This window comes from Xanthomonas sontii (assembly GCF_040529055.1).
In the GTDB taxonomy this organism is placed as follows: Bacteria; Pseudomonadota; Gammaproteobacteria; order Xanthomonadales; family Xanthomonadaceae; genus Xanthomonas_A; species Xanthomonas_A sontii.
Genome location: NZ_CP132342.1, coordinates 1,358,689 through 1,367,840, shown reverse-complemented (window position 1 = coordinate 1,367,840; position 9,152 = coordinate 1,358,689). Strand labels below are relative to the sequence as shown.

Genomic DNA, 9,152 nt, shown 5'->3' with positions numbered 1-9,152 from the left:
GCGTTTTGGACAAGCCGAAGAAAGCGGTCCGCCGCAAGACCAGCGGGGTGACGATCGACGAGGTGGCGGCCTTGGCCGGGGTTTCGCCGATGACCGTGTCGCGCGCGATCAACCAGGGCAAGGTGCGCGATGCCACCCGCGAGCGCGTGATGCGCGCGGTGCGCGAACTGGGCTACACGCCCAACCTGGCCGCCAGTTCGCTGGCCGCCGCGCAGCACACCCGCATCGCCCTGATCTACACCAATCCCAGCGGCGCCTACCTGCGCGAGCTGCTGGTCGGCCTGCTGCGCGTCGCCTCCAACGCCGCCATCCAGTTGGTCATCCACTACTGGGAAGACCTGGACCCCGATGCCGAGCGCAAGGCCGCGCGTGCCCTGGGCGGGCGCGTGGATGGCGTGATCCTGCCGCCGCCGTTGTGCGAATCGCAGGCGGCGGTGAGCGAACTGGTGAAGGCCGGCATCCCGGTGATCGCGATCGCCGCCGGGCGCCTCAGCGACGCGATCTCCTGCGTGCGCATCGACGACTTCCATGCCGGCAAGGAGATGGCCGAACACCTGATCCAGCACGGCCACCGGCGCATCGGCTTCATCCGTGGGCGCCAGGACCTCAGCGCCAGTGCGCGGCGCTACGAGGGCTTCGTCACCGCGCTGCAGGAGGCCGGGCTGAAGGTCGAACCCGGCCTGGTCCAGCAGGGCGACTACACCTACCGCTCGGGGTTGGCCGCCGCCGAAAAGCTGCTGTCGCAGCGGCGGCCGCCGACCGCGATCTTCGCCAGCAACGACGACATGGGCGCGGCGGCGATCTCCGTCGCGCACCGGCGCGGCCTGGAAGTGCCGCGCGACCTGTCGGTGGTCGGCTTCGACGACACCTCGGCCGCCACCACCGTGTGGCCGGAACTCACCACCATCCACCAACCGATCGCCTCGATGGCCGATGCCGCCATCGACATCCTGCTGCGCAGCATCCGCCGCAAGCGCGACGACGCACGCATGTCCAGCGACCACGTGGTCCCGCACCGGCTGGTGCTGCGCGGTTCGGTCGCCGGCCCACCCAAGGGGCGCTGACGCAGGACGCAGGCTCACGCGCTCGGGCATGCGACAGTGCTCTCCGCTTCGTTCAATGCGCCGAGCGCGACCCGCGACACCGACAGCGTCATCGCGCCCGCCGTGGTCAATGCCCACGGACGATCCAGCTTGCTCAGATCCGCGCCGGCCGCCGCCAGGCACTTGAGCGGCACGCCCACGCGCTTCCACTGGCCGACCGGCAGGGCTGTCAGCGTCGGCCCGATCGCCACCCGCGCGGCGCAGCCGCTGCCGCAGCCGACCGCCAGCCACGCCTCGCCCTGCGGGGCGGCGTCCACGCGCAGCGTGGTCACCAGCATCAAGTCGCCATTGCTCTCGCGCTGCAGGTCCAGCGGCGTATGCGACTGCAGCGCGACCACCGCCTCGCGTCCACCCGACCAGGCGAGGCGGCGGCCATCCTCCTGCGCCAGGTGGTCCACGCCAGTAACCTTCAGCAGCGCGCCGTCGAGCGATTCCGGCACGCGGGTGACGGTGACGCCCTGCCCGGTGCTGCCTTCCAGGCGCAGCGCCATGCCCGGGCCGGCCGCGCCGCGGACGAAGAACACGCCGGCCGCAGCTTCGTTGCCGGTGAGGCCGGAGACTTCCGGCAACCTGGCCAGGTTGCCGTTGTCGGCATAGCGCAGGCCGTAGCCGAAGGCGAACAGCGGGTCGTAGCCCTTCTGCCCCACGTTGTTGGCGTATTGCGTGGCCGTGCGCGGCCAACTGAAGCTCAGCGTGCCCTTGAAGTCGTGCTGCACGCCGCCCTGCGCAGTGCGCAGCAACACGTCGGCGATACCCGCGCCTTCCGAGCCGGGCAGCCACGCCGCCACGAAGGCATCGGCCGCGTTGAGTTCGCGGTTGACCCACAGCGGGCGCCCGCTGAGGAACACCGCGACCACCGGAATGCCGTCGGCCTTGAGCCGCTTGATCAGCGCCAGGTCGGTGTCGTCGCCCGGCTTGTAGGCCAGGGTCGGCCGATCGCCCTGGAACTCCGCGTAGGGATTCTCGCCGAACACCACCACCGCGACGTCCGGCTTGGTGGCGTACGTGCCGTCGACCGAAAGCACGGCCTCGCCGCCCGCGGCCTTGGCCTGCTGCGCGAAGCCCTCGTAGATGGTGTCCGCATTCGGGAAATCCTTGCGGGTGGTGCCGGTGCCCTGCCAGTTCAGCGTCCAGCCGCCGGCCTGCTTGCCGACGTCGTTGGCACCGTCGCCGGCCACCAGGATGCGCTGCTTCGGCGACAGCGGCAGCAGACCGCCCTGGTTCTTCAGCAGCACCAGCGACTCGCGCACCGCCTGCCGCGCCACCGCGCGATGCGCCGGCGCGCCGATCAGCGCGAACTGCCCACCGACCGCGCGCGCCGACGGCTTGCCCGCCTCGAACAGGCCCAGCCGCATCTTGACCCGCAGGATCCGGCGCACCGCATCGTCCAGGCGCCGTTGCGAGATGGTGCCGTTCTTCGCCGCCGCCAGCGTGGTGGTGTAGAAGCCCTTCCAACTGTCCGAGGCCATGGCCATGTCCAGGCCGGCGTTGATGGTGGCCGGGCAATCGGTCGGCGTGCAGCCCTTGACCTGTCCGTGGCCGTTCCAGTCGCCGACCACGAAACCGCCGAAGTGCATGCGCCCCTTCAGCGCATCGGTCAGGTAGGTCTTGTGGCCGTGCATCTTTTCGCCGTTGACGCTGTTGAACGAGGCCATCGCGGTCTGCGCGCCGGCGGCGATGGCCGGGGGATAGCCCGCAGCATGGATACGGACCAGTTCGGCTTCGCCGATTTTGGTGTCGCCCTGGTCGCGGCCGTCACTGGTGCCGCCATCGCCCAGGAAGTGCTTGACCGAGGCGATCACATGGCGCCCATCTAGGAAGTCCGGCGTACCCACCTTGCCCTGCAGCCCCTCGACCATCGCACCGGCGTAGCTGGCCACCACGTCCGGCGACTCGGAATAGCCCTCGTAGGTACGCCCCCAGCGGTCGTCCTGCGGCACCGCCACGGTCGGCGCGAAGGTCCACTCCATGCCGGTGGCACGGGTCTCCAGCGCGGTGATTTCGCCGATCCGGCGCAGCAACGCCGGGTTGCGGGTCGCGCCCAGGCCGATGTTGTGCGGAAACAGGGTGGCGCCGACGATGTTGCTCTGCCCGTGCACCGCATCGATGCCGAACAGCACCGGAATCGCCTTGCCGCCGTGCGACGTGTCCATCGACGCCGCATAGAACGCATCGGCCAGCGCCAGCCACTCGGCCGGCGCGGCATCGTAGCGGCCGCCGGGATCGGAATTGCCGCCGGCCAGGATCGACCCCAACCGATAGGTGCGCACATCCTCCGGGGTGAGGCTGCCGATATCGCCCTGCACCAGTTGGCCGACCTTTTCCTCCAACGTCATGGTGGCGATCAGGTCGGTGAGGCGCTGTTCCAGCGCGGGATCCTCGGGCAGCGGCCAGCGCACGCTGGGCCAGGGGCTGGCCTCTGCCGCGGCGGGCGCCGCGGCCTGGACGTCGCCCTTGCACACGGCGAGCGCCAGCAGCAGCGCGGCCAGCAACGCGCCGCTGTGGCGGGTGGAATCGGTGTCGGTCACGGCGCTGCTCCTTGCCGCCGCGCTCAGCGCAGCAGGTACTGGTTGATCAGGTTCTCGTAACGCTCCTGGCGGCCGCTGATCTGCCGCGGCTCGCCGCCCTTCGCGCCCAGTGCGGCCAGCTCGGCGAGGCCGAGCGCACCGCGCGCGAACTGCTCGCCGGCGCCGCTGTCGAAGCTGGCATAGCGCTCCTGGCGCCAGCGCTCCCACGGCGAATCGTTGAGCAACGCATGGGCGACTTCCAGCCCGCGGGCGAACGCGTCCATGCCACCGATGTGGGCGATGAACAGATCCTCCAGCTCGGTAGACTCGCGGCGCACCTTGGCGTCGAAGTTCAGGCCGCCCTCCAGGCCGCCCTGGCGCAGCACCACCAGCATGGCGCCCACGGTGTCGTACAGGTCGGTCGGGAACTGGTCGGTATCCCAGCCGTTCTGCGCATTGCCGCGGTTGGCGTCGATGCTGCCCAGCAGGCCGTGGTCGGAGGCGACCTGCAGGTCGTGCTCGAAGGTGTGGCCGGACAGCGTGGCGTGGTTGGCCTCGATGTTGAGCTTGAAGTCCTTGTCCAGGCCGTGCTGCTTCAGGAAGCCCGCCACCGTCGCGCTGTCGAAGTCGTACTGGTGCTTCATCGGCTCCATCGGCTTGGGCTCGATCAGGAAGTTGCCCTTCAGGCCAATGCTGCGGCCGTAGTCGCGCGCCATGGTGAGGAAGCGCGCGAAGTGCTCGAGTTCGCGTTTCATCTGCGTGTTGACCAGCGAGGCATAGCCTTCGCGGCCGCCCCAGAACACGTAATGCTCGCCGCCCAGTTCCACCGTCGCTTCCAGCGCCGCCTTGACCTGCACGGCGGCGCGCGCCACCACGGCGAAATCGGGATTGGTCGCGGCACCGTTCATGTAGCGCGGATGCGAGAACAGATTCGCCGTGCCCCACAGCAGCTTCATGCCGGTCGCGTCCTGGCGCGCCTTGGCCAGGCCCACCATGTGCTTGAGGTTCTTCTCGTACTGCCCGGCATCGTCAGCGTCCGGCGCCAGGTCGATGTCGTGGAAGCACCAGTACGGCACGCCGAGCTTGGTGAAGAACTCGAACGCCGCATCCACTTTCGCCTCGGCGCTGGCCAGCGGCGCACCGACCTCCCACGGGAAATGGCGCGTGCCCGGGCCGAACGGATCCTGCCCGGCGTTGCAGAAGGTGTGCCAGTAGCAGACTGCGAAGCGCAGATGGTCCTGCATGGTCTTTCCGCCGACGACCTTGTTGGCGTCGTAGACCTTGAAGGCCAGCGGGTTGTCCGAGCCGCGGCCTTCGAAGGGGATGCGGCCGATACCGGAGAAATATTCCTTGGCGCCGATGAAGGGCTGAGTGTGCATGGTGCGGGTTCCTGTCGTGGTGGGAGGGCGTGCGAAACGGGCAATCAGCCGCGGAACAGCGGCAGGCAGGCGTCGAGGTGGCGCAGGAAGCGTGCATAGGCCGCGGCATAGGCCTGGGTGCGCGCCGGATCCGGACGGGCGGACAGCTGCGGATCGACCGCCACATGCTGTTGCGCGATGTCGGCAATGGAAGCGGCATCGCCGCGTGCCAGGCCCACGGCCCACAGCGCCTGCAAGGCCGCACCGAACGCCGCGCCTTCCGGCTGCGTGGGCACGTCCACCGGCAGGCCGAACACATCGGCCACCAGCTGCCGCCACGCGCCGCTGTTGCTGCCGCCGCCGGTCAGCACGATGCGCTCGAACTGCATGCCGGCACGCACGAACGCGTCGAAGCCGTACTTCAGGCTGTAGGTCGCCCCTTCCATCGCCGCGCGATAGAGGTGGGCCGGGGTCATGTTGTGCGTGTCCAGGCCCGCCAGCAGGCCCTTGCCCAACGGCAGGTCCGGCGTGCGCTCGCCATTGAGGAACGGCAGCATCACCAGGCCGTCGGCACCGGGCGCGGTGGCGTGCAGATGCGCATCGCCGTCGCGTGTGCTGAAGCCGAACGCGGCGGCGACCTGCTCGGTCGCCACGGTGCAGTTCATCGTGCAGATCAGCGGCAACCAGCCGCCGGTGGAGGAGCAGAACGCGGCCCACGCACCGTCCGGGTCGACCACCGGCGTGTCGGAGTAGGCGAACAGGGTGCCGGAGGTGCCCAGACTCATCGCCAGGCGGCCGGGCACGACGCAGCCGGTGCCGATGGCCGCCATCATGTTGTCGCCGCCGCCGACGGCGACCTTCAGCGTCGCCGGCAGACCGAACATGTGCGCGGCGGCGGGGTCGATGTCGAACAAGGCATCGGGCGCGGCGAAACGCGGCAGGCAAGCCGCCAGATCGCGCTGCGGATCGGTGGCGCGCAACAGCTCGGTCGACCAGGTGCGCGTGCGCACGTCCAGCCAGCCCGTGCCCGAGGCGTCGCCGTACTCGCAGAAGCGCTGGCCGGTCAGCACGAAGTTGAGGTAGTCGTGCGGCAGCAGGATCGTGGCGAGCCGCGCATAGGCCTCGGGCCGGTGCGTCTTGGTCCACGGCAGCTTGGAGGCTGTGTAACCGGTGAGGATCGGATTGCCCGCCAGCGCGATGGTGCGCGCCGCGCCGCCGAGCGCGTCCATGATCTGCACGCACTCGGCCGAGGTGCTGGTGTCGCACCACAGCTTGGCCGGTGCCAGCACCTCGCCTGCCGCATCGACCGGCACGAAGCCATGCTGCTGGCCGGAGACCGCCAGCGCGGCGAGGCGCGAGCGCAGCGCAGGATCGATGGCGTGGAAGCAGACCTGCAGGGCCGCGACCCAGTCGGCCGGATGTTGTTCACGGCTGCCATCGGCGGCGGAATGCAACTCCAGCGGCGCACTGCTGCTGGCCACGACGCTGCGCCCGACCGGGTCGTAGACCACGACCTTCAGGCTCTGCGTCCCCGCATCGATTCCGGCTACCAGTTCCCTTTCTTCCACGTCGTACCGCCTTTTCGTTAGCGCTATCATTTTTGGACGACAGCGTGGGTGCCGTTACGCCAGGGAACTGCTCCGTTGCCAGACCTCGGGCGACGCCTTGCAATAGCGTTCGATGAACTCCGCCTGCGACGGCATCGCCGCGCTGGCCTGCTGCAGCGGCTGCCGGATCCGCGTCAGCAGCGTGCGCAGATCCGCGTCGCCGATGGCGGCGGCCAGCGGATGCGGCGGTCCCGGCTGGATGCCCTGCCCCAGCAACACGCTGGTCCAGGAGTCCACGCGGAACAACTCGCCCGGGCCCTGCCAGGCGTGCGCCCGTTCGCGCCAGGCGCGCAGCCGAATCGCCAGCGACTCCGGCAGCGCCATTTCGCGGCAGGCTTTCCACATCGGCTCGTCGCGCTGGGTGGCGTGGTAGTGCAGGATGATGAAATCGCGCACGTGCTCCATCTCCTGGCGGCTGACCGTGTTGTACAGCTCCACCAGCGCCGGGCTGATGCCCTCGTGGGGAAACAGCTGGATCAGGCGCACCACCGCACTGATGGTCAGGTGGATGCTGGTCGATTCCAGCGGCTCGATGAAGCCGCTGGCCAGGCCCAGCGCCACCACGTTCCTGTTCCAGGCCTGCAGCCTGCGCCCGCTGCGAAACGGCACCAGCCACGGGTCGCGCAGCGGCGGGCCGTCGACGTCGCGCAGCAGCTTGGCGTGCGCCTCGTCGTCGGACATGTGCCGGCTGGAGAACACCAACCCGCACCCGACCCGGTGCTGCAGGGCGATATGCCAACGCCACCCAGCCTCGTGCGCGATGGCACGGGTATACGGCACCGGCGGCGCGACCGCCTCGGTCTGCACCGCCACGGCGCGATCGCTGGGCAACCATTCGCGCCAGTCTTCGTAGCCGGTGTGCAGGGTCTGCTCGGTCAGCAGGCCGCGGAATCCGGTGCAGTCGATGAACAGATCGCCCTCGATGAGCTGCCCGTCTTCCAGCAGCAGCGCCGCGACCGAGCCGTCGTGCGCATGTTGCCGGACCTCGCGGATCTGTCCCTCGACCCGGCACAGGCCGTACCCTTCGGCCTTCTTGCGCAGGAACTTCGCGTAGAGCGCGGCATCGAAGTGATAGGCGTAGTTGACCTGCGGTTGCGTCTCCAGCGAGAACCGGTCCGCACGCGAGGCCACGCTCTCCAGGCAGAAATCGCCCAGGTCCGACGGCATGCCGCGGCGCAGGCTGTCCAGCCAGAAATGATGGAACGGCGTGGCCCAGGTGCCCTGCCCGATCGTGCCGAACGGATGGATGAAGCGATCGCCGGGGCGGCGCCAATGTTCGAACGAGATCGACAGCTTGAACGTGCCGGCGACGGCGCGCAGGAATTCCTGTTCGTCGATCTGCAAAAAGCGGTGGAAGGCGCGGATCGGCGGCACGGTCGACTCGCCGACGCCCACGGTGCCGATCTGCTCGGACTCCACCAGGGTGATGTCCAGGCGATCGCGGAACTGGTGGGCCAGCGCGCAGCCGGCCAGCCAGCCCGCGGTGCCGCCGCCGGCGATGACGACCTTGCGGATGCGTCCGTCCGTGGTGTTGGCTAGGTTCACGACAAAGTCCCCATCAACGGTTGAGCCGCGCCAACAGCTGCGCGCGCGTGCGGCGTGCCCGTGCCTCGTCGAACGGGGCCAGTTCGCCCCGGGCGGCCTCGGGCAGGTGCTGGCCTGCGCGTTCGCCGGGGCCGAACACGTAGTAGTCGAAGAGCTTGGCCCAGGCCTGCTTCTCGCGCGCCGGCAGATCGCGCAACGCCCACATCGCGTGCTGCAACGCCGTCAGCGGCGAGGGCAGGAACGCCGGCGCACTGCGCCACCAGTAGTTCACCAGCACGTTGAACGGCGCGAGGCTGCGTACGTGGTGCCACCACATGCTGGGGATGAACAGCGCATCGCCCGGCTCCAGCTCTGCGTGCCGTGCGCTGGCCAGCGCATCGCGGAAACGCGGATAGCGCGCGAAGTCGGGGCGGTCGACATCGACCACGCTGACCACCTGGCCGCCCGGCGTCGGCTCCAGCGGCCCCGGATACAGGTTGTCGATCTGCTCGGGCGGAAACAGGGTGACGTGGCGCCGGCCCACCGCACAGCAGGCCAGGTTGTCCGGCGTGTCGAAATGACAGGACGCCGTCACCCGGTTGCCGATCCAGATGCTCGGCGGCGCATCGACGCCCTGCCCGGCCAGGCCGGCGTCGTTGGCCTGGGCGAAGCCGGGCAGCGCCCGCTCGATCGGCAGCGACGCGACATAGTACGTGGGCGGCCGCGGATCCTCGAAGGTCGCGGCGATCGCCTCCAGCACCTGCGTGAGCGTTCCGCGGCGGACCTCGAAATTCAACGCGGTGAAGTCGGCGTTGTAGAACGGGCGTCCTTCGATCCCGGGCTCGCCGAAGGAATATGGAACAGGCACGCCCGTATCGAAGCCGCGCAGGTAGGACAGGGCGTCCTGCGTGGAGCGCAAGCCGGCCTGGACAAGTCCCCAGTCGCGCGCGATGCCGCGCAACACCACCGGCTCCCCGGCCGCCACCAGGTCCTGCAGTGGCAGCGCGGTGGGCTGCACGCCCTCCAGTGTCCGCATGGCTGCGCCGTCCGGCA

The 9,152-nt window shown here is 69.6% G+C and carries 6 protein-coding genes; 1 reads left to right on the top strand and 5 read right to left on the bottom strand.

Annotated elements, in window-relative coordinates:
• Positions 1-5 precede the first annotated feature (5 nt).
• On the top strand, positions 6-1,064 hold the full coding sequence (locus tag RAB70_RS05905) for a LacI family DNA-binding transcriptional regulator (protein WP_017908659.1): 1,059 nt from the start codon (positions 6-8) through the stop codon (positions 1,062-1,064).
• Positions 1,065-1,078: 14 nt separating this feature from the next.
• Here the strand turns inward: RAB70_RS05905 and RAB70_RS05900 are convergent, their stop codons facing one another.
• The 5 genes from RAB70_RS05900 to RAB70_RS05880 are packed head-to-tail and all read right to left on the bottom strand — an operon-like array spanning position 1,079 to position 9,135.
• On the bottom strand, positions 1,079-3,631 hold the full coding sequence (locus tag RAB70_RS05900; RefSeq protein WP_148829182.1) for an exo 1,3/1,4-beta-D-glucan glucohydrolase: 2,553 nt from the start codon (positions 3,629-3,631) through the stop codon (positions 1,079-1,081).
• A 23-nt stretch (positions 3,632-3,654) separates the two neighbouring features.
• A complete protein-coding gene (gene xylA / locus RAB70_RS05895; RefSeq protein ID WP_148829183.1) occupies positions 3,655-4,989 on the bottom strand; it encodes a xylose isomerase in 1,335 nt (444 codons plus the stop codon).
• Between the two features lie 44 nt (positions 4,990-5,033).
• On the bottom strand, positions 5,034-6,566 hold the full coding sequence (xylB, locus tag RAB70_RS05890; RefSeq protein WP_170268076.1) for a xylulokinase: 1,533 nt from the start codon (positions 6,564-6,566) through the stop codon (positions 5,034-5,036).
• Positions 6,567-6,590: 24 nt separating this feature from the next.
• Positions 6,591-8,120 carry a tryptophan halogenase family protein gene (locus RAB70_RS05885; protein WP_148829185.1) on the bottom strand — a complete coding sequence of 510 codons (1,530 nt, stop codon included), beginning with the start codon at positions 8,118-8,120 and terminating at the stop codon, positions 6,591-6,593.
• Positions 8,121-8,133: 13 nt separating this feature from the next.
• Positions 8,134-9,135 (bottom strand): cupin-like domain-containing protein, encoded by a 1,002-nt coding sequence (locus tag RAB70_RS05880; RefSeq protein ID WP_148829186.1) that lies wholly within the window; start codon positions 9,133-9,135, stop codon positions 8,134-8,136.
• Positions 9,136-9,152: the final 17 nt, after the last annotated feature.